Source organism: Micromonospora sp. MA102 (assembly GCF_025460765.1).
GTDB classification, from domain to species: Bacteria; Actinomycetota; Actinomycetes; order Mycobacteriales; family Micromonosporaceae; genus Micromonospora; species Micromonospora halotolerans.
The window spans coordinates 525,826-545,516 of the sequence record NZ_JAMWEG010000002.1 but is presented as its reverse complement, the minus strand read 5'-3'; the positions used below and the strand labels follow the sequence as shown (position 1 = coordinate 545,516).

General features: G+C 75.1%; 22 protein-coding genes. 1 reads left to right on the top strand and 21 read right to left on the bottom strand.

What is annotated here, in order from left to right; all coding sequences use genetic code 11:
* Positions 1–60 precede the first annotated feature (60 nt).
* From hisH to hisD, 5 genes are read right to left on the bottom strand one after another with little or no spacing between them, the layout of a single operon-like run.
* Positions 61–684, bottom strand: coding sequence for an imidazole glycerol phosphate synthase subunit HisH (gene hisH / locus NFX44_RS05940; RefSeq protein ID WP_262282466.1), 624 nt, complete (start codon positions 682–684; stop codon positions 61–63).
* A gap of 25 nt (positions 685–709) precedes the next feature.
* Positions 710–880 carry a hypothetical protein gene (locus NFX44_RS05935; protein ID WP_262282465.1) on the bottom strand — a complete coding sequence of 57 codons (171 nt, stop codon included), beginning with the start codon at positions 878–880 and terminating at the stop codon, positions 710–712.
* Positions 881–938: 58 nt separating this feature from the next.
* Positions 939–1,550 carry an imidazoleglycerol-phosphate dehydratase HisB gene (gene hisB / locus NFX44_RS05930; protein ID WP_262282464.1) on the bottom strand — a complete coding sequence of 204 codons (612 nt, stop codon included), beginning with the start codon at positions 1,548–1,550 and terminating at the stop codon, positions 939–941.
* Positions 1,547–2,674: a histidinol-phosphate transaminase gene (locus NFX44_RS05925; protein ID WP_262282463.1), complete on the bottom strand. Its 1,128-nt coding sequence runs from the start codon at positions 2,672–2,674 to the stop codon at positions 1,547–1,549. Before NFX44_RS05925 ends, hisB begins: the two co-directional genes overlap by 4 nt.
* Positions 2,671–3,993, bottom strand: coding sequence for a histidinol dehydrogenase (hisD, locus tag NFX44_RS05920; RefSeq protein WP_262282462.1), 1,323 nt, complete (start codon positions 3,991–3,993; stop codon positions 2,671–2,673). The genes NFX44_RS05925 and hisD overlap by 4 nt, the downstream gene beginning before the upstream one ends.
* Positions 3,994–4,100: 107 nt before the next feature.
* On the opposite strand from hisD, the gene NFX44_RS05915 reads away from it, so the two are divergent.
* A complete protein-coding gene (locus tag NFX44_RS05915; RefSeq protein WP_262282461.1) occupies positions 4,101–4,805 on the top strand; it encodes an LON peptidase substrate-binding domain-containing protein in 705 nt (234 codons plus the stop codon).
* Here the strand turns inward: NFX44_RS05915 and NFX44_RS05910 are convergent.
* From NFX44_RS05910 to murC, 16 genes are all read right to left on the bottom strand, one after another.
* Positions 4,771–5,721, bottom strand: a complete 951-nt coding sequence (locus NFX44_RS05910) for a DUF2567 domain-containing protein (RefSeq protein ID WP_262282460.1) — start codon at positions 5,719–5,721, stop codon at positions 4,771–4,773. The two genes, NFX44_RS05915 and NFX44_RS05910, sit on opposite strands and share 35 nt — an antisense overlap.
* Before the next feature lie 47 nt (positions 5,722–5,768).
* Complete coding sequence (locus NFX44_RS05905) at positions 5,769–7,298, bottom strand: ATPase (protein ID WP_262282459.1); 1,530 nt, start codon at positions 7,296–7,298, stop codon at positions 5,769–5,771.
* Between the two features lie 116 nt (positions 7,299–7,414).
* Positions 7,415–8,275: a hypothetical protein gene (locus NFX44_RS05900; RefSeq protein WP_262282458.1), complete on the bottom strand. Its 861-nt coding sequence runs from the start codon at positions 8,273–8,275 to the stop codon at positions 7,415–7,417.
* A gap of 7 nt (positions 8,276–8,282) precedes the next feature.
* Positions 8,283–9,227 carry an RluA family pseudouridine synthase gene (locus NFX44_RS05895; RefSeq protein ID WP_262282457.1) on the bottom strand — a complete coding sequence of 315 codons (945 nt, stop codon included), beginning with the start codon at positions 9,225–9,227 and terminating at the stop codon, positions 8,283–8,285.
* Positions 9,224–9,826: a signal peptidase II gene (gene lspA / locus NFX44_RS05890; protein ID WP_262282456.1), complete on the bottom strand. Its 603-nt coding sequence runs from the start codon at positions 9,824–9,826 to the stop codon at positions 9,224–9,226. The genes NFX44_RS05895 and lspA overlap by 4 nt, the downstream gene beginning before the upstream one ends.
* Before the next feature lie 67 nt (positions 9,827–9,893).
* Positions 9,894–10,313, bottom strand: coding sequence for a TraR/DksA C4-type zinc finger protein (locus NFX44_RS05885; protein ID WP_091268039.1), 420 nt, complete (start codon positions 10,311–10,313; stop codon positions 9,894–9,896).
* Between the two features lie 224 nt (positions 10,314–10,537).
* The gene (locus tag NFX44_RS05880) at positions 10,538–12,043 is read right to left on the bottom strand and encodes a potassium/proton antiporter (protein ID WP_262282455.1); all 1,506 of its coding nucleotides are present in this window, start codon (positions 12,041–12,043) and stop codon (positions 10,538–10,540) included.
* A gap of 22 nt (positions 12,044–12,065) precedes the next feature.
* On the bottom strand, positions 12,066–12,374 hold the full coding sequence (locus NFX44_RS05875; RefSeq protein ID WP_262282454.1) for a DUF167 domain-containing protein: 309 nt from the start codon (positions 12,372–12,374) through the stop codon (positions 12,066–12,068).
* A 2-nt stretch (positions 12,375–12,376) separates the two neighbouring features.
* Positions 12,377–13,126, bottom strand: a complete 750-nt coding sequence (locus NFX44_RS05870; protein ID WP_262282453.1) for a hypothetical protein — start codon at positions 13,124–13,126, stop codon at positions 12,377–12,379.
* Between the two features lie 73 nt (positions 13,127–13,199).
* Positions 13,200–14,006: a DivIVA domain-containing protein gene (locus NFX44_RS05865; RefSeq protein WP_262282452.1), complete on the bottom strand. Its 807-nt coding sequence runs from the start codon at positions 14,004–14,006 to the stop codon at positions 13,200–13,202.
* 41 nt (positions 14,007–14,047) lie between these two features.
* Positions 14,048–14,353, bottom strand: a complete 306-nt coding sequence (locus NFX44_RS05860) for a YggT family protein (protein WP_262282451.1) — start codon at positions 14,351–14,353, stop codon at positions 14,048–14,050.
* A gap of 28 nt (positions 14,354–14,381) precedes the next feature.
* A complete protein-coding gene (locus NFX44_RS05855) occupies positions 14,382–15,077 on the bottom strand; it encodes a cell division protein SepF (protein ID WP_262282450.1) in 696 nt (231 codons plus the stop codon).
* Between the two features lie 194 nt (positions 15,078–15,271).
* On the bottom strand, positions 15,272–16,018 hold the full coding sequence (locus tag NFX44_RS05850; protein ID WP_262282449.1) for a YggS family pyridoxal phosphate-dependent enzyme: 747 nt from the start codon (positions 16,016–16,018) through the stop codon (positions 15,272–15,274).
* Between the two features lie 9 nt (positions 16,019–16,027).
* Positions 16,028–17,143, bottom strand: a complete 1,116-nt coding sequence (ftsZ, locus tag NFX44_RS05845) for a cell division protein FtsZ (RefSeq protein WP_151464449.1) — start codon at positions 17,141–17,143, stop codon at positions 16,028–16,030.
* A 239-nt stretch (positions 17,144–17,382) separates the two neighbouring features.
* Positions 17,383–18,201, bottom strand: coding sequence for a cell division protein FtsQ/DivIB (locus tag NFX44_RS05840; RefSeq protein WP_262282448.1), 819 nt, complete (start codon positions 18,199–18,201; stop codon positions 17,383–17,385).
* Positions 18,198–19,679, bottom strand: coding sequence for a UDP-N-acetylmuramate--L-alanine ligase (gene murC / locus NFX44_RS05835; protein WP_262282447.1), 1,482 nt, complete (start codon positions 19,677–19,679; stop codon positions 18,198–18,200). The genes NFX44_RS05840 and murC overlap by 4 nt, the downstream gene beginning before the upstream one ends.
* Positions 19,680–19,691 lie beyond the last annotated feature (12 nt).

The following is a 19,691-nucleotide window of genomic DNA, read 5'->3' as shown; positions in this document are numbered from 1 at the left end:
TCACAGGACCGCCGGTCGTTCGCGACTGCGGGGCTCGCAGAACCGGCTCACTCCTGGCGCTCACAGCGTGCCCAGCCAGTTGTGCAGCAGAGCCGCCCCCGTGTCCGCCGACTTCTCCGGGTGGAACTGGGCCGCCGACAGCGAGCCCCGTTCGATCCCGGCGACGAAGTCCGTGCCGTGGTGGGCGGTGGTGACGGTGGCCCCGGCGGCGGCCAGCGCGGCCGGCGCGGTCACCCCGTAGGAGTGGACGAAGTAGAACCGGGCGTCGGCCGGCAGGCCGGCGAAGAGTACCGAGCCGGCCGGGGCCTGCACGGTGTTCCAGCCCATGTGCGGCAGCCGCGGCGCGGGCAGCCTGGTCACCCCGCCGGGCAGCAGCCCGAGCCCCTTGGTGACCACGCCGTGCTCGTCACCGTGCTCGAAGAGCACCTGCATCCCCACGCAGATGCCGAGCACCGGGCGGCCGGCGGCGACCCGCTCGGCGATGACCGGGCCGGCGCCCAGCGCCTCGATCCCCGCCATGCACGCGGCGAACGCGCCCACGCCCGGCACCACCAGGCCCTCGGCCTCGGCGGCCGCGGTCAGGTCGGCGGTGACGGTGACGTCCGCCCCGACCCGCGCGAGGGCCCGCTCGGCCGACCGCAGGTTGCCCGACCCGTAGTCGAGCACCACCACCCGCCTGGTCACGACGGCACTCCGCTGCGCTCGCCCATCAGCTCTCCCCCGGCAGCAGCCAGAGCAGCCCACCGGCGGTGGCCAGCACCGCCAGCAGGCCGGTGACCACCACCGCGGGGCGGGCGGCGCCCTGCTTGTAGAGCGACCAGGTCCCGCCGACCAGCACCCCGGCCAGGATCAGCAGCAACGTCGGCAGCGCCCGACCCATCAGAGCCGCCCTTCATTCGCGACCGCGGTACTCCGCTGCGCTGCGTTCCTCGCGCTCATCAGAGGGCGCCCTTCGTGCTGGGGATCGCGCCCGCGGCGCGCGGGTCGATCGAGGTGGCCTCGCGCAGCGCCCGGGACACCGCCTTGAACTGCGCCTCGACCACGTGGTGGGCGTCCGGGTTGCCGCCCGGCCGGGCCGCGCGCAGCACGTCCACGTGCAGGGTGACCCGGGCGGCCTGACCGAACGACTCCCAGATGTGCCGGGTCATGCTGGTCGGGTAGACCGGACCGATGTACGGCGCGAGCGCCGGCTCGTCGTGCACCACGTACGGCCGGCCGGAGAGGTCGACGGCGGCCCGGACCAGCACCTCGTCCATGGGGACGGTGGCCGAGCCGTACCGCCGGATGCCGGCCTTGTCCCCCAGCGCCTGGTCGAACGCGGCGCCCAGGGCGAGCGCGGTGTCCTCCATCGTGTGGTGGGCGTCGATCTCCAGGTCACCGACGGTGTGCACGGTCAGGTCGAAGCCGCCGTGCCGGGCGATCTGGTGGAGCATGTGGTCGTAGAAGCCGACGCCGGTCTCGATGTCGGCCTTGCCGGTGCCGTCGAGGTCGATCTCGACGAGGACCTTGGTCTCCTTGGTGATCCGCTCCACCCGGGCGGTCCGGCTCATGACAGCTTCTCCATCGCAGACAAAAAGGCGTCGGTCTCGGCGGGGGTGCCGGCGGTGACCCGCAGCCAGCCGGGCAGGCCGACGTCGCGGACCAGCACGCCGGCGGCGAGCAGTGTGCGCCAGGCGGCGGCCTGGTCGACGGCTCCGGGTCGGGGCGCGGCGTCGGACGCGCCGAGCCGGAGTTGTCGGTCGCCGCCGACCTCGAAGAGCACGAAGTTGGCGTCGCTGTCGGCCACCCGGTGCCCGCGGGCGCGCAGCTCGGCGACGATCCGGTCGCGCTGCCGCATGATCGCGGCCACCGCGCCCAGCAGGGCGTCGCGGTGGGCCAGCGCCGCGCGGGCGGCGGCCTGGGTGAGCGCCGAGAGGTGGTACGGCAACCGGACCAGTTGCACCGCCTGCACCACGGCCGGGTCGGCGGCCAGGTAGCCGAGCCGGCCGCCCGCGAAGCCGAACGCCTTGCTCATGGTGCGGGTGACCACCAGCCGGGGGTGCCCCGGCAGCACGGCGAGCGCGCTGACCGTGCCGGGCCGGGCGAACTCGGCGTACGCCTCGTCCACGACCACCATGCCCGGCGCCTCGGCGAGCACGGCGGCGACCACGGCCGGGTCGAGCGCCGTGCCGGTCGGGTTGTTCGGCGAGCAGAGGAAGACCACGTCGGGCCGGTGCGCCCGGACCTGGGCGACCGCGTCGGCCACGGTCAGCCCGAAGTCCGCGTCGCGGGCCCCCGGGATCCAGCCGGTGCCGGTGCCGAGCGCCAGCAGCGGGTGCATCGAGTACGCCGGGGTGAAGCCGAGCGCGGTGCGCCCAGGACCGCCGAACGCCTGGAGCAGCTGCTGCTGGATCTCGTTGGAGCCGTTGGCCGCCCACACCTGGTCGGCGGTGAGCCCGTGGCCCAGGTACTCCGCGAGGTCGGCGCGCAGCGCCACGGCGTCCCGGTCCGGGTAGCGGTTGAGGTCGCGCAGCTCGGCGGAGAGGGCCTTGCCGATCGCCTCCACCACCGGCTCGGGCACCGGGTAGGAGTTCTCGTTGGTGTTCAGCCGCACCGGCACGTCGAGCTGCGGCGCCCCGTACGGCTTGAGGCCCCGCAGGTCGTCGCGGATCGGCAGGTCGTCGAGGGTGGTCACGGGGTCTCCCCCGGGAAGCGCGCGCTGACCGCCTGGCCGTGCGCCGGCAGGTCCTCGACACCGGCCAGGGTGACCACGTGCGGGGCCACGTCGCGCAGCGCGTCCCGGGTGTACTCCACGAGGTGGACGCCGCGCAGGAAGGACTGCACCGACAGCCCGGAGGAGTGCCGGGCGCAGCCGCCGGTGGGCAGCACGTGGTTGGAACCGGCGCAGTAGTCGCCGAGCGACACCGGCGACCAGGCGCCCACGAAGATCGCGCCGGCGTTGCGCACCCGCAACGCCCACTCGCGGGCGTCGACGGTCTGGATCTCCAGGTGCTCGGCCGCGTACGCGTCGACCACCCGCAGCCCCGCCTCCAGGTCGTCGACGAGGACGACCCCGCTCTGCTCGCCGCGCAGCGCCGTGCCGATCCGCTCGGCGTGCTTGGCGGCCGGCACCTGCCGGGCCAGCTCGGCGTCGACCGCGTCGGCGAGCGCCGGCGACGGGGTGACCAGCACGCTGGCCGCGAGGGGGTCGTGCTCGGCCTGGCTGATCAGGTCGGCGGCGACGTGCGCCGGGTCGGCGGTGTCGTCGGCCAGGATGGCGATCTCGGTGGGCCCGGCCTCGGCGTCGATGCCGACCACGCCGCGCAGCAGCCGCTTCGCGGCGGTGACCCAGATGTTGCCCGGGCCGGTGATCATGTCGACGGGGTCGCAGCGCTCGGCGCCCGCCGGGTCGACGGTCGCGCCGTAGGCCAGCATGGCCACGGCCTGGGCGCCGCCGACCGCGTAGACCTCGTCGACGCCGAGCAGCGCGCAGGCGGCGAGGACCCGCTGGTCGGGCAGGCCGCCGTTCTCCTTCTGCGGCGGGCTGACCACCACCAGCGAGCGGACCCCGGCCGCCTGGGCGGGGACCACGTTCATGACCACGGTCGACGGGTACATGGCCAGGCCGCCGGGGACGTAGAGCCCCACCCGGTCGACCGGCACCCAGCGCTCGGTGACCGTGCCGCCCGGCACGACCTGGGTGGTGTGGTCGGTGCGGCGCTGGTCGGCGTGGACCTTGCGGGCCCGGGTGATCGATTCCAGCAGCGCGGCCCGGACCTGCGGGTCGAGGGTGTCCTCGGCGGCGCGGATCACGTCGACGGGCACCCGCAGGTGCTCCGGGGAAACACCGTCGAACCGTTCGCTCGCCTCGCGGATCGCCGGGTACCCATGCTCCCGGACCGCCTCCACGAGGGGGCGGATCCGCTCGACGGCCACGGACACGTCGAGTTGGGCACGGGGCAGCAGGCGGCGCGGGTCACGGGCCCCGCCGCGCAGGTCGATCCGATTCAACACCCTTGCGAGTCTAGGCTGCCGCCCCGCGGGCCGACCGGAGCCGCCCGTACGCCGGGACGGTGAGGCGGGACACGCCGCCGGGACGCGATCGGGATACTCTCGATCACGTGACCGCACGGCTGCCGGTTTTCCCGCTCGGGACGGTCCTCTTCCCGGGGCTGGTCCTCCCGCTGCACATCTTCGAGGAGCGTTACCGGGCACTGGTGCGCCACCTGGTCGGGCTGCCCGAGGGTGCGCCGCGCGAGTTCGGGGTGGTGGCGATCCAGAGCGGCTGGGAGGTCGCGGCGGCCGGGCCGCCGGGCCGGCCGGCCCCCACCGGCGGCGAGGTCACCCTGCACGAGGTGGGCTGCACCGCCGAGCTGCGGCAGGTGACGGAGCTGGCCGACGGCGGGTTCGACATCGTCACCGTGGGTCGGCGGCGGTTCCGCGTCGCCGAGGTCGACGACGCCGCCGCGCCCTACCTGACCGCCGAGGTGGAGTGGCTGCCCGAGCCGGCCGGCACGGACGAGGTCGCCGACCTGCTGGCCGCCCGGGTCATCTCGGTCTTCCGGCAATATCTGGGCCTGGTCCGGCCGGACCCGCAGGAGATCTCCGAGCAGCTGCCCGAGGATCCGACGGTGCTGTCGCACCTGGTCGCCGCGACCGCGGCGCTGACCGTCGACGACCGGCAGCGGCTGCTCGCCATCGACGACACCGCCGGGCGGCTCCGGGCCGAGCTGCGGCTGCTCAACCGGGAGACGACGCTGCTGCGCGAGGTCCGGGCCGTCCCGGTGCCGCTCAGCGAGCTGGCTGGTCCCCCGGCGCCGAACTGATCCCCGGCCCGCCGGGCGCCCAGCCGCCGTCCCACTCCGGCTCCGGCCGCAGCGAGGGCCACCGCGACCAGCCGGCCAGCAGGGTGTACGTCACGACGGCGCCGAACGCCGCCAGCAGCAGGTTGCCGTGCGGGACGGGCAGCGGCCCGTACCAGTCGACGCCGCCGGCACGCAGGTCGGCCGGCTTGGTGAAGTCGGTCCCGGGCGGCGCGGTGTCCAGCAGCCGCTGGTAGGTGCCGAGGCCGATCCGGCGGCCGACCTGCCACGCCACGACCGCCGCGCCGAGCCCGCCGAGCGCCCCGGCGGCGAGGCCGACCGGGCCGCGCCGGCGGCGCAGCACCACCCAGAGGGCGATCGAGGCGAGCACCCCGAAGCCGAGCCCGAGCAGGCTGAACCAGCCGTCCGCGGCGATCGGCTGCTCCGGCTGCGGCGTGGCGTAGACCGCACCGTCGGCGGTCATCTGCACCGGCGTGCCCGGGGCCACCAGCGCCCAGAGCAGGCCCAGGGGCGCGCCGAGCACGGTGAGCAGCAGCGCCGCGCCGAGGGCGACCGCGACGGCGCGGCCCCCGGCCCGGCGGGTGGCGGACGGCGCACCGGGCACGGCCCCGACGACGCCGGGGTAGCCGGCGAGCGGGTCCGCGCCGGGCGCGGTGACCGGGGTGCCCGCGGGCACCGGCAGGCCGCCGGGCCAGCCGGGGGCCTCCGCCCCCTCGGCCGGGGCCTGGTCAGGTGCCTCACGCCAGGCCGGGGACGGGCCGGGCGACGCACCCTCGCCGGGGGGCCCGTCGGGCGGGGCGGAGTCGGTCGGCCGGTCGGGGCGCGGGGAGCTGCCCGCGCCGGCGGGCGGGCGGGCGGCGTCGCCGGGCGCGCCGGGACCCTCGGCGGCCCGCTCGGAATCAGGGGTGTCCGGACTCACCCGGTGATCCTCTCAGGCGGCGGGGCGGCGCGGGGCGGCGGTGGCGGTCAGCGGGCGAACGGTTCCAGCATCACCGAGGCCGCCTTGAGCCAGCCCTGCCGCGTCTCCGCCTGGAGCTGGTGATACTCGATCGAGGAGCCGGTCTCCAGCGCCGGGTCGTACGGCACCACGGCCACCGCCCGCGTCCGGGTGGCGAAGTGGCGTTCCAGGTCGTCCTGGAGCGCGGTGCGGCCCGGGGTGGGGCAGGAGATGAGGGTGACCGCGTTGTCGGCCAGCTCGCCCATGCCCTCCTCGTGCAGCAGGTCGAGCATCCAGTCCGCGCTGAAGGCGGCGTCCTCCCGAGGCACGGTGGTCACCACGAGCTGGTCGGCCGCCTGCATGACGGTGCGCCAGTTGGGGCTCTCCACGTTGTTGCCGGTGTCCACGCAGACCACCTCGTGGGTGCGGCGCAGCAGCTCCAGCACCCGCTTGACGGTGAACTGGTCCAGCCGCTGGGCGAAGCGCGGGCTCTCCTCGCCGGCCAGCACGTCGTACGAGCCGTCGGAGGCGTGCCGCAGATAGTCGTCGAGGTGCTCCAGGAGGGTGGCGCCCTCCAGGATCTCGATCTGCGCGAGGTCGTGGATCAGGTGCCGGATGGTGCGGGCGTGCCGGGCGCTGCCGGCGCGCAGGCCGAGGGTGCCCCGCAGCTCGTTGTCGTCCCAGGCCAGCACCCCGCGCCCGCGCACGCTGCCCACGGTGGCCGCGGCGAGCACGGTGGCGGTGGTCTTGTGCACCCCGCCCTTGGGATTGGCGAAGGCGAGCACGCGGGGCCCGCCCAGCTCGCGGCGGAGCACGGCGGCGGCCCGCTCCAGCTCGGCGTCCGGTGCCGGTGCGCGCCACTCCACGCGCGCCGGCTCGATCCGGGCCGGCTCGATCCGGGCGGGATAACTCTCGGCCTGCGCCGGGTAGGCCTCGGGCTGGGCCGGATAGGCGGGGGCCGGTGGGGGCGGCTCGGGGGCGGGGTGGATCTCCGGCCGGTCGCGGCCGCGGTCGAGCAGCGCGTAGCGGGACTCCGCCGGGGGCGGGTCGGGCTGGTAGCCGCTGTCGAGCAGGGAGTACCGGGACTCGACCGAGGCGGTGCCCCGGCCGCGCGCCTCGGGCTCGGGATAGTTCGGCTCCGGCGGGCGGACCGGCTCGGCGCGCCAGGACGGCTCCGCGCGCGGCTCCGGCTCGGCCCGGTACGCGGGCTCCGCCCGGTAGGCCGGCTCGCCGCCGTGGTGCGGGTCGGCCCGGTAGGCCGGCTCCACCCGGTAGGTCGCCTCGACGCGGTAGGCCGGCTCGGCGCCGTACGACCCGTCGGCGGGGCGGGCGACGGCCTGCGCGCGGCCCGTCCAGCCGGTGCCGCCGGCGCGCCGGGGCAGCGGGTCCGGCGCCGGCGGCGGTGGGTCGTCGGGGCGGTGGTCCGGGTCGGGGTGCTCCGCGCCGCGTCCACCGAGCCGGGCCCGGTCGAGCAGCGCCCGCCACCGTGGTGCCGGCTCAGCCTGCCGACCCCAACCGGTTTCGCTGCCGTCCAAGGCCTCGCCCCTCCCCCAGCCCATCGATCTCCGCCTGACAGGCTACGAACGAAACCCTATTCGGACCACACCCCGGTGCGCACATCCCCCGGCGCCTCTCCTCAGCGCCCCGCCGGGTACGGGGCCCCCACCTGCACGTCTCAGGAGGTGGGAGCGGGATTCGGTGGTCCCGCCCCGGCGGCGGGCCGGCCGGCGGCCGGTGAGGATTCGGTCACCGTCGGTGCGGATTCCGACGAATCGGCCATACCGGCGCTCGGCACGAGCCCGGTGTCGGCCGGCGGCCGCGCCACGTCCCGCTGCTCCGGCAACGGCGGTGTGAACACCGTGCGGTCCAACCGGGTCACCTCCGGGGCGGGGTCGACCGCGCGGACGCCGGACCGGGCGGCCAGCGCCCGCAGGGCGTCCGGGGCGTCCCGGACCACGGCGGCGTAGACGCAGGCGCAGGCCGCCCGGTAGCCGGCCGCCTCCCGCGCCGCCACGACGGCCCCGGTGTCGTACACCCGGCGCAGCTCGGGATCGGCGGTGGCCGCCGGGGCGGCGGCGCGGGCCCGGTAGTCGGCGGCCTCCCGGTCCTTGCGCCCGGCCACCTCGGCCATCCCGGCGACCACGTCGTTTGGGACGCGCATCGCGGCGATCCGCACGATCTCGGTCTGCCGCCCGGGCACCGGCACCCGCGCCAGCACGGCGGAGACCGGGGCGCCGCCCAGCGCGGTGGCCACCTGCGCCGGCGTCAGGTACGCGGCGAACGACACGAGGGCGTAGCCGCCGGGCGCCGGGGCGTCGAGCCGGGCGAGTTCGTCGCCGGCGGCCCGCAGGTAGGCCGGGACGGAGTCCCCGTCGGCCACCCCAACCCGGGTCACCTCGCCCACCGTGCGGTCCCCCACGGGCTCGTCCCGCCGCTGCGCGACGGCGACCACCAGCACCACCAGCGCGCAGGCCAGGGCGAGCCAGGTGAGCGCGGCGGAGCGCGACCGCCGCGGCGGCCCGGTGTCGGTGCTCATCGGCGGGTCAGTCGCGGAGGATCTCCAGCGCCCGGGCCAGGTCGTCCGGGTATTCGCTGACGAAGGTGACCTCGTCGCCGGTGCGCGGGTGCGCGAAGCTCAGCGAGCGGGCGTGCAGCCACTGCCGGCTCAGCCCGAGGCGGGCGGACAGCGTCGGGTCGGCGCCGTAGGTGAGGTCGCCTACGCAGGGGTGCCGCAGCGTGGAGAAGTGCACCCGGATCTGGTGGGTACGCCCGGTCTCCAGCCGCACGTCGAGCAGGCTGGCCGAGGGGAACGCCTCGAGGGTGTCGTAGTGGGTGATGCTGGGCTTGCCGCCGGAGACCACCGCCCAGCGGTAGTCGTGGTGCGGGTGCCGGTCGATCGGCGCGTCGATGGTGCCGCGCAGCGGGTCCGGGTGGCCCTGCACCACGGCGTGGTAGCGCTTCTCCACCTCGCGGTACTTGAACGCCCGCTTCAACACCGTGTACGCCTGCTCGCTCTTGGCCACCACCATGACGCCGGTGGTGCCCACGTCGAGCCGGTGCACCACGCCCTGCCGCTCGGCGGCGCCGCTCGTGGAGATCCGGTGGCCGATCCCGGCCAGCCCGCCGATCACGGTCGGGCCGGTCCAGCCCGGGCTGGGGTGGGCGGCCACCCCGACCGGCTTGTCCACCACCACGATGTCGTCGTCGGCGTAGACCACGGTGAGGCCGGGCACGGCCTGGGGCACCACGGTCGGCGGTGCGGCCGGCGCGGGCAGCGTGACCTCCAGCCAGGAGCCCGCCTTGACCTTGTGCGAGTTGGGCCGGGCGACGCCGTCGACCAGCGCGTCCCCCGCGTCGACCAGCGCGGCCGCGGCCGTCCGGGACAGCCCGAAGAGCCGGGAGACGGCCTGGTCCAGGCGCATGCCGTCGAGCCCGTCCGGGACGGGCAGGGAACGGTGGTCGCCGCCGGCGGCGAAGGCGGAGGTCACGCGCGCTCCCGCTGCTCGGCGGGGGTCTCGTCGCCGGACCGCGCGGGGGTGGCCCGGGAGCCGTCCCGCTGCCGGCCGGTCAGCTCCAGGAACACGGCCAGCAGCACGCCGCAGACCAGTGAGCTGTCGGCCAGGTTGAACACCGGCCAGACCTGCCCGTACGGGTCGAAGAGGCTGATCATGTCGACCACGTGGCCGACGAAGTGCCCGGGGGCGCGGAAGACGCGGTCGGTGAGGTTGCCCAGCGCCCCGCCCAGCACCAGCCCGAGCGACACGGCCCAGGGCAGCGACCGCAGCCGCAGCGCCATCCACCCGATCCAGGCGATCACGCCGATGGTGATCAGCGGGAAGACCCAGGTGTGGTCGGAGCCGATGCTCCACGCGGCGCCGCTGTTGCGGGTCAGGCTGAGGTAGACCGCCCCGCCGAGCAGCGACACCGGGCCGCGCCCGGTGAGCTCCGAGAGTGCGAGCTGCTTGGTGACCAGGTCGGCGACGAGGGAGGCCAGGGCCACGCCGAGCAGCAGGCCGGTCGCCTTGCGGCGGGGCGTGCCGGCGCCCGACTCGGTGGTGCCGGACCCGGCGGGCGGTGCTGCGGTCATCTGCTCCCCATCGACGCTTGCGACGGTGGCGGTCACCGTCTGCCGTTCGGCCGCCGGGGAGCAGACGTCAGCGCCGCTCCTCCAGCTGCTTGCAGCTCACGCAGAGGGTGGCCGACGGGAAGGCGGCGAGCCGCTCCACCGGGATCGGGTTGCCGCACCGCTCACACCAGCCGTAGCCACCCTCGTCGAGACGCTCCAGCGCGCGCTCGACCTGCGTGATCCGTTCCTTGATGCTGTTGGCGAGTGAGATCTCCTGCTCGCGCTCGAACGTCTTGGTGCCCGTGTCGGCCTGGTCGTCCCCGGCCGAGTCGGTCAGCCGGTCGCGCTGCAGCTCGGTGATCTCGCTCAGCGTCTGATCGTACTCGGCGTTGAGCTCGTCCCGCCGTGCCGCCAGGGCGGCCCGGATCTTCTCGGTCTCCGCGGCGCTGCGGGTGGCCTTCGCCACCGGCTTGCGACCGGCGGTCCTGGTGTCGGCTGGCTTCGCCATCGTCAGCTCCCTCAGCCGCGTGCCGCGGCGGTCAGCGTGCGTGGGCGGGGGTCGCCGGCAACGGGCGTCCCCCATGTACAGAACGGGCGCACGGCGACAGAGGCCGCGCACTCCGGAGGGTGGCAAGAATACGGAACGTACAGGCGTCCGACAACGTGCCGCACCGTCGCACCGCAATTCAGCCCCGAACTGCCACCAATCGGGGCAAAGGGAACGCTAGCAGATCAGCCGGTCCGGTCCTCGCCGTACTCGCCAAACCACCGGGCCAGCCGACCTCGCCGGCTCACCGCCCGCAGCCGCCGCTCCGCCTCGTCCCGCACCTCCGCGGTGGCCACGATGAGCAGGCTGTCGCCGACCTTCAACCGGGTGTCCGGGCCGGGCACGAAGCCCACCCCGTCGCGCAGCACCAGCGTCACCGAGGCGCCCACCGGCAGCCGCAGCTCGTCCACGTGCACCCCGCCCAGCCGGGAGCCCGGCGGCACCTCCAGCTGGAGCAGGTCGGCCCGCATCCGCTCCAGCGGGGCCGTCTCCAGCAGGATCTCCGTGGCCTCGGCCGGCGCCGTCACCCCGAGCCGGCGGGCCGCCGGCGCCAGGGTCCCGGCCTGGAGCAGCGTGAAGATCACCACCAGCACGAAGACCGCGTCGAAGAGCCGGTCGGCGCCCGGCACCCGCAGCGAGAGCGGGATGGTGGCCAGCACGATCGGCACCGCGCCGCGCAGCCCGGCCCAGGAGAGGAAGAGCTGCTCGCGCAGCGCGAACCGGAACGGCAGCGCGGAGACCGCCACCGACAGCGGGCGGGCCAGCAGCAGCAGGGCCAGCCCGGTGACCACCGCCGGCACCACCGCCGCGTCCAGCCGGCTCGGCGACACCAGCAGGCCGAGCAGCACGAACAGCCCGATCTGGGCCAGCCAGGCCAGCCCGTCGGCGAAGCCCAGGATGGCCTGCCGGTGCGGCAACCGCGCGTTGCCCAGCAGCACACCGGCCACGTAGACGGCCAGGAAGCCGGAGGCGTGCAGCACCGAGCCGGCCGCGTACGCCAGCACCGTGAAGCCGACCACCGCGATCGGGTAGAGGCCGGCGGACGGCAGTGCGGCCCGGCGCAGCGCGTACCGGCCGGCGATCCCCGCGGCCACCCCGACCGCCGCGCCGACGCCCAGCTCGTAGCCGACCAGGAGCACCTCGTACCACCACGGGTGGGCGGCCTCCACCCCGGCCCGGGACAGCAGCAGCACCAGGATGACCACCGGCGCGTCGTTGATCCCGGACTCGGCCTCCAGGGTGGCCACCAGGCGGGGCGGCAGGCGCAGCCGGCGCAGGGTGGCGAAGACGGCCGCCGCGTCGGTGGAGGAGAGCACCGCGCCGTAGAGCAGCGCCAGCCGCCAGTCCAGGCCGAGCAGCAGGTGCACCACCACGCCGACGACCAGGATGCTGACCACCACGCCGACCGTGGAGAGCGCGGCGGCCAGGCCGAGCACCGGCCGCAGGGTGCTCCACCGGGCACTCAACCCGCCCTCCGCGATGATCACGATGAGCGCGCAGAAGCCGAGCACCCGGGTCAGCTCGACGTCGTCGAAGCGGATGCCCAGGCCGGCCTCGCCGATGGCCACCCCGAGCGCCAGGTAGGCCAGGAGGCTCGGCACGCCGAGCCGGGTCGAGAAACGCACCGCGCCCACCGCGACCAGTAGGACGGCGGCGCCGACCAGCAGCGCGACGTCGAGCCCCGGCGTCATCCGCGGCCGGTCCGCAGCCGCGTCACCCGGCCGATCCGTCGCGGAGCCGCCGGAGCACGTCGGGCAGCCCGGGGGCCGGGTGCTCGACCACGAAGAGCTTGTCCCGGCTGGCCGCGCCGGAGCGCAGGGAGACCGCCGCCGGCCGGACGCCGAGCGCCTCGGCCAGGGCGCGGCGGGCCGCCTCGGTGGCCCGGCCGTCCACCGCGGGCGCGTTCACCGCGACGACGAGGGCGGGGCCGTGCGGCCCGTCGTACCGGCCGCCGACCCGGGCCCGCGAGACGCCGGGCTTCACGCGTACGGCGACGGTGAGCGTGTCGTCCATGGTCACCATGATCAGCGCGGCCGGGCCTCGGCCAGCAGCGTGGTGGCCGGCGCGCAGCGGCCGCACGGGGTGAAGCCCAGCTCGACCGCCTCGGCGACCGGCAGCGGCTCGTCGGCCCGGCCCACCAACTGGGGGCAACCGGGCAGGTGGAAGCGGGGGTGCCCGTCGACCACCCGGACCTCGCCGTCGAGCCGGACCAGCCGGGCGACCTCACCGTCGGTGAGGAACTCCGCCGGCGGGTCGCCCTCGAACGGGCCGTCCGGCGCCGGCGAGGTGGGCGTCGGCGCGTCGGCGGCCGCCTCGGCGCGGGACGGGCCGCGCGGCGCGGGCGGCGAGTAGGGCCGGGCCGGTGGATCGACCGGATCGGGCTCGAACGGATCGGGCCCGAACGGATCGGGCTCGAACGGATCGGCCGGCGGGCCGTACGCGGCGGCCGGCGGGTCGATCACGTCGGCCGCCGGCGGCCCGGGTGGTTGCCGCCACCCGGGTCCACCGGCGCCGACCGGCGAGGTGAGGTGCGGGACCGGGACCTCCGGCTCGTCCAGGGACGGGCCGGCAGGTGCGGTCCGGCGACGCGGCCCGGTCTCCCGGCCCGCCGTGGCCCGGGCGGCGACCGCCTGGCGGGCGAACGCGACGAGGGCCACGGCGGCCAGCAGGCTGACCGCGATCGAGGTGATCAGCAGCGGGCTGGACCCAACGGCCAGCCCGGCCACCAGGAGCACGACCGCGACGAGGATGAGAAGGATGCTGGCTGCTATCACGGCTCACCCCCGGCCGCGTCGTGTCGGTCTGTGTCGCCGGTGGCCGCCGCGGGGACGGCCACCGACGCCGGGATCAGCGGCCGGACTCGAGCGAGCCCGTGCGGCCGCCGCCGTAGGAGCCGGCGAGGCCGGCGGCGGCGAGGCCGTTGCTGCCGCCGGCGGCACGTGCGCCCTCGGAGCGGTTCATCTCGACCTCGAGGCCCTGGCCGCGACCGTCGAGGTCACGCAGCTGGCTCTCCAGGTACGCCTTGAGGCGGGTGCGGTACTCGCGCTCGAACTGCTTGAGCTCCTCGATGTGCTTCTGCAGCGCGGTGCGCTTCGCGTCCAGGCCGCCCATGGCCTCCTGGTGCCGCTGGCGGGCGTCCCGCTCCAGCGCGTCGGCCTTGGCGCGGGCCTCGCGGGTGACCTCCTCGGCCTTGGAACGGGCCTCGGAGAGCAGCTGGTCGGCCTCGCGCCGGGCGTCGGACACGTGGTCGTCGGCGGTGCGCTGGGCCATCATGAGCACCCGCAGCGCCTGCTGCTCGCCGTCGGCGGCGGAGGTCGCCGGGCCACCCTGGGTGCGGACCTGCTCGAGCTCGGCCTGCATCGCGCGGGCCGCCTGCTCGGCGGCCGCCTTGTCGCGCTGCACCCGGTCGAGCTGGGCCTTGACGTCGTTGAGCTCCGCCGCGAGCCGGGCGTCGCCGCCGGGGCCGGCGGGAGCCCCGCCCCGACCGCCGCGCTCCACCTGGGCGCGCAGCTCGTTGTTCTCCTCGATCAGACGGGCGAGCTCGCGCTCGACCTCGTCCAGGAAGGCGTCGACCTCCTCCTCGTCATAGCCCCGCTTGCCGATCGGCGGCTTTTTGAAGGCGACGTTGTGGACGTCGGCCGGGGTCAGCGGCATCGAAACTCCTCGGGTCAGTTGCGGCCGCGAAAGCGCTCTGGTCAGGCAAAGGCCAGGATCAGGCGCCTAAACACGAACTCCATCAGCACGAACAGGATAACCAGGAGCACAAGGGAGGCCAGGTCGATGCTCACGGTACCAATTCGCAGTGGTGGGATCACACGCCTCAACGCGCGCAGGGGCGGATCAGTGACGCTCCACACGACTTCCAGTCCCGCGGATGCTCCACGGCCCGGTTGCCAGCGGCGTCCATAGGCCAGAACTGCGCTGAGGACAAATCGGGCCAACAACACAAGTAGGAAGAAATACAGGAGCAGATAGAGCACCTGGAACAGGATCGACAACACGGCAGGCGACGTCCCTCGGTCGTGCGGGCTAGCTCAGGCTGAAAAAGCCGCCCTCAGCGATCTTGGCCTTGTCCTCCGCGGTGACCTGGACGTTGGCCGGTGAGAGCAGGAACACCCGGTTGGTCACGCGCTCGATCGTACCGCGCAGGCCGAACGCGAGCCCGGCAGCGAAGTCGACCAACCGGCGGGCATCCGCCTCGTCCATCTCGGTGAGGTTGATGATCACCGGCACGCCGTCGCGGAAGTGCTCACCGATGGTGCGCGCCTCCCGGTAGGTGGTCGGGTGCAGCGTGGTGATCTGGTAGCGCTGCTCGTCCTCGGGCGCCACGGCCCGCTCGCGCGGCTGGGCCTGCGGCGCCAGGGCGAGGTTGTCCCGGGTGTGGTAGGTCAGCGCGCCGGACGTCTCGCCCGCGCCGGAGCGGGTGATCGACCGGACGCTGGACCGCTCGGTCCGCTCCGGCCGCTCCACCTCGGCACGGTCGGTGTCGACGCCGCGGCTCGACGCGCGCTCGCTCAGCCGGCCGCGGTCGCCGGACCGGCCCCGGCTCGCCGGCGGCTCCTCGGACTCGTCGTCCTCGTCGTCGGCGAACTCGTCCGCGTAGCGGCTCGACCGGTAGCGCGACTCGCGGTAGCCACCCTTGTCGTAGCTACCGTCCTCGTACGCCCGCTCCTCGTCCTCCTCGACGAGACCGAGCCAGACCCCCGCCTTGCGCAGTGCACCCATCCCCGCGCCCTTCCGTCCGCCGTGCGGCACGCGCCCCCGTGCCGTGTCGCTTGATCACGAGTGGACAACGATGCCCACCGGACCGGATCGGCAATCCCCTGGCGAGCGATTCGCGGTCCGCTCGCCACGGCCCCCGGCTACGGGAACGCCGTTCCTGAACAACACTGCTGTAATTTGCTTCTTTCGCGGTCAGGCTACCGCAGCGTGGGGCGCATTCCGAGCAACGCGCTGCCAACGCGGACATGTGTCGCGCCGTACCCGATCGCAATTTCCAGATCGCCGCTCATGCCCGCCGATAGCACCGTCGCACCGGGATGATCGGCGCGGAATCGCGCCGCCACCTCGGCGAGCCGGGCGAACGCCCGGTCCGGCTCCCAGCCCAGCGGAGCGACCGCCATCAGACCGGCGAGCCGCAACGCGCCGGCCCCGGCCACCGCGTCGGCCACCGGACCGAGCCCCCGGTCCGGGTCGGCCGCGTCCGGCAGCGCCCCACCACGGGCGGGGTCGCCGTCGACGCTCACCTGCACCAGCACGTCCAGCGGCCGGTCCCGGGCGGCGGCCGCGGCGCCGTCCAGGGCGGCGGCCAGCCGCACGCTGTCGACCGACTGGACCACGTCGGCGTAGCGGACCACCGAGCGGGCCTTGTTGCGCTGGAGCTGGCCGATGAAGTGCCAGCGCGGCGCCGCCCCGGCGGCGGCCGCCTCCGCGGCCTTCGGTGCGGCCTCCTGGTCGCGGTTCTCCCCCACGTCGGTCACCCCGAGCCCGGCCAGCGCGACCACGTCGGCGGCCGGGTAGGTCTTGGTCACCGCGACCAGCGTGACCTCGCCCCGGTCCCGGCCGGCCGCCGCGCAGGCGTCGGCGATGCGGGACCGGACCCGGGCGAGGCCGGCCGCGAGCTCGGCGCGACGGTCGGGTCGCACCGTGGTCGGTGAGTCGGTCATCGGTGCGGCTCAGGACCCGTTCTTGAGGAAGTCCGGAACGTCCACGTCGTCGAACAGCACCCGGCGCGGCGACTGCTGCGGGGCCGGCATGGTGGCCGGCGGGCTCACCGGCGCGTTCGCCTGGGTCGGCGGGTTCTGGTTGGTCTTGCGGGACGGCTCGACCGCCTTGTAGGCCGGCGCACCCCCGTCGAAGCCCGCCGCGATCACGGTCACCCGCACCTCGTCGCCGAGCGCGTCGTCGATGACCGCGCCGAAGATGATGTTGGCGTCCGGGTGGGCCGCGTCGGTGACCAGCTGGGCCGCGTCATTGATCTCGAACAGGCCCAGGTCGGAGCCACCGGCGATGGAGAGCAGCACGCCCCGCGCGCCGTCCATGCTCTGCTCCAGCAGCGGGCTGGAGATGGCCGCCTCGGCCGCCTCCACGGCGCGGTTCTCGCCGCGGGCGCTGCCGATGCCCATGAGCGCGCTGCCCGCGCCGCTCATGACGCTCTTCACGTCGGCGAAGTCCAGGTTGATCAGACCCGGCGTGGTGATCAGGTCGGTGATGCCCTGGACACCGGAGAGGAGCACCTGGTCCGCCGTGCGGAAGGCGTCCATCATGGAGATGTTGCGGTCACCGAGCGCGAGCAGCCGGTCGTTCGGGATCACGATGAGCGTGTCGCACTGGTTGCGCAGCTCCTCGATGCCGGACTCGGCCTGCACCTGGCGGCGCTTGCCCTCGAACGAGAACGGCCGGGTGACCACGCCGATGGTGAGCGCGCCGAGCTTGCGGGCGATGTTGGCCACCACCGGCGCGCCGCCGGTGCCGGTGCCGCCGCCCTCACCGCAGGTCACGAAGACCATGTCGGCGCCCTTGAGCACCTCCTCGATCTCGTCGCGGTGGTCCTCGGCGGCGTTCTTGCCGACGTCCGGATTGGCGCCGGCGCCCAGGCCGCGGGTCAACTCCCGGCCGACGTCGAGCTTGACGTCGGCGTCGCTCATGAGCAACGCCTGCGCGTCGGTGTTGATCGCGATGAACTCGACGCCCTTGAGCCCAACCTCGATCATCCGGTTGACGGCGTTCACGCCACCGCCCCCGATGCCGACGACCTTGATGACCGCCAGGTAGTTGTGCGGAGGTGTCATCTCCGGTCCTTTCCCTTCGAGATTGGCATGGGCCGACCCCACACGGCTTGGCCAAGACCAGCGGCAGAGCATTCCCCAGCGATTCCGACGGCTGAAACCCTCACCCTCTACTAGAGGCTTAGAGCTATGTCAACCACTGATCTCTTCGGGGCAACGTATGCGCCGCCGCGCGCTGAACCAAGGACCCTTCCGGCGTGTCGCCCGGGGAGCGGGCCGGCTCACGTCGACCGACCGGCGGATCACTGGAAGGTGACCACGTCCGGAGCGCTGACGTCGATCGTGTCGGCCTTCCGACCCAGCAGGGCGGTGGCCACTTTGGACTTGTCCGCGCTGCGGGTGGCGTCGCCCCAGACCACCTTCCGGTCCTCGCGCAGCAGCAGGGTGATCCGGGCCAGCCCGGCCACGTCCACCGCGACCAGCTCGGCGCGCAGCTTCGGGCTGAGCGCGGCGAGCACGGCCAGCCCGGCCCGGGTGCCGGGATCGTCGGGAGCCGGCCTGCCGACCCGGACGACCGGCAGCCCGGCGGGTGCCTGGTCCAGGTTCTGGAAGACCACGCCGGCCCGGTCCACGACCGCCCAGCGCTCGCCCTGCGGCACCGCGGCCACCGGGGTCCGCTCCACCACCCGGACCACCAGGGCGCCCGGCCAGTCCCGCTCCACCGTGGCCCGCTCCACCGCGGCGAGCGTGCCGACCCGGCGGGCCGTCGCGGCCAGGTCCACCCGGGCCAGCGGAGCGTCGTCCGGCACGGCCGCGGCGTCGCGCACCTCGACCGGGGTGACCAGCGTGGCGCCGACCACCCGCACCTCCCGGACACCGAACAGGCCGGTGCCCAGCACGGTCCAGGCGACCAGCCCGGCGATCGCCAGCACGGCGGCGGCGACCGCCCAGGGCAGCGCCGCGCGCATCCGCCGCTGCCGGGCCCGGGCCATGAAACGCCGGGTGGACGGGGGTACGGCGTCCGCGCTCGCCCGGACCAGCTGCCACCGGCGGGCCGGGCTGCGGCGGCCGGCCCCGCCGTCCTGGCCGGGGGTGCGGCCACGGGCCGGGCCGGGGCTCATCCGGCCGTGGCCGCCGCGCCGTCCGGGTCGACGCCGGTGCCGATCGCCGCGGCGTCACCGCTCCGGGCCAGCAGGGCGTCGAGCAGCTGGTCGCCCATCAGCGAGATCGGCGGCGCACCCATGGTCACCACCACGTCGCCGGGCCGGGCCCGGCGGGCCACCTCGGCCGGCACGTCGTCCCACGCCTCGACGAAGACCTTCCGGTCCGCCGGCAGCGGCACCACCTGCAGCAGCGCGGCCGAGCCCTCGCCGGGCTGGCGCAGCTCGCCCGGGCCGAAGACCTCCAGCAGCACCAGCTCGTCGGCGATGCCGAGAGCGGCGGCGATCTCCGCCTGGAGGTCGCGGGTGCGGTACAGCCGGTAGGGCTGGAACACCACGATGAGCCGGCCCTCGCCGGCCACCTCCCGCAGCGTCTGCAGGGCCAGCGTCATCGAGGTCGGGTGGTAGGCGTACTCGTCGTAGACCAGCACGCCGTCCGCGACACCCTTGCGCTCGAAGCGCCGCCGCACACCGGGGAACGCGCCGAGCGCGGCCTCCGCCGCCGTGAGCGGCAGCTCCAGCAGGTACGCGGCGAGCACCGCGGAGGCGCTGTTGAGCCCCATGTGCCGGCCCGGCACCGGGAGCCGGATCTCGCCCAGCGACCGGCCCTCGATCTCGGCCAGGTAGCGCACCCCCTGCGCCGACGAGGCCATCTCGCTGAGCTTCAGGTCGGCGTCGGCGGACTCGCCGTACGTCCACACCCTGCGCCCCTCGGCCCGCAGCGTCTCGGCCAGCCGCCGCCCGCCCGGGTCGTCGGCGCAGGTGACGATGAAGCCCTCCGGGTCGGTGAGCCGGGCGAACTCGGCGAAGGTCGCCTCCAGGTTGGCCAGGTCGCCGTAGGTGTTGAGGTGGTCCGCCTCGATGTTCGTGATGATCGACACGTACGGGCGGTAGATGAGGAACGACCGGTCGCTCTCGTCCGCCTCGACCACGAAGTACTCGCCGGTGCCGTGGTGCGCGCCGGAGCCGACCTCGGAGATCTCGCCGCCGATCACGAAGGACGGGTCGGCGCCGGCCTGCTGGAGCACCATGGTGACCATCGAGGTCGTGGTGGTCTTGCCGTGGGTGCCGGCGACCGCCACGGTCCGGCGGCCGGTCATCGCGGCGGCCAGGGCCTCGGAGCGGTGCAGCACCCGGAGCCCGCGCCGGCGGGCCTCGGCCATCTCCAGGTGGTCCTGCGGGATGGCCGAGGAGTAGACGACCGTGTCCACGCCGTCGAGGTTCGTCGCCTCGTGGCTCATGTGGATGGTGCCGCCCAGCGCCCGCAGGCCGGCCAGGGAGGGCCACTCCCGCAGCTCGCTGCCGGAGACCGGCAGGCCCCGGGTGAGGAAGAGCCGGGCCAGGCCGCTCATGCCGACGCCGCCCACCCCGATGAGGTGGATCCGGCCCAGGTCCTCCGCGGTCATCGTGCCGGCGGGGGTGAACTGCGCGGTGTTCATGCGACGTACCTT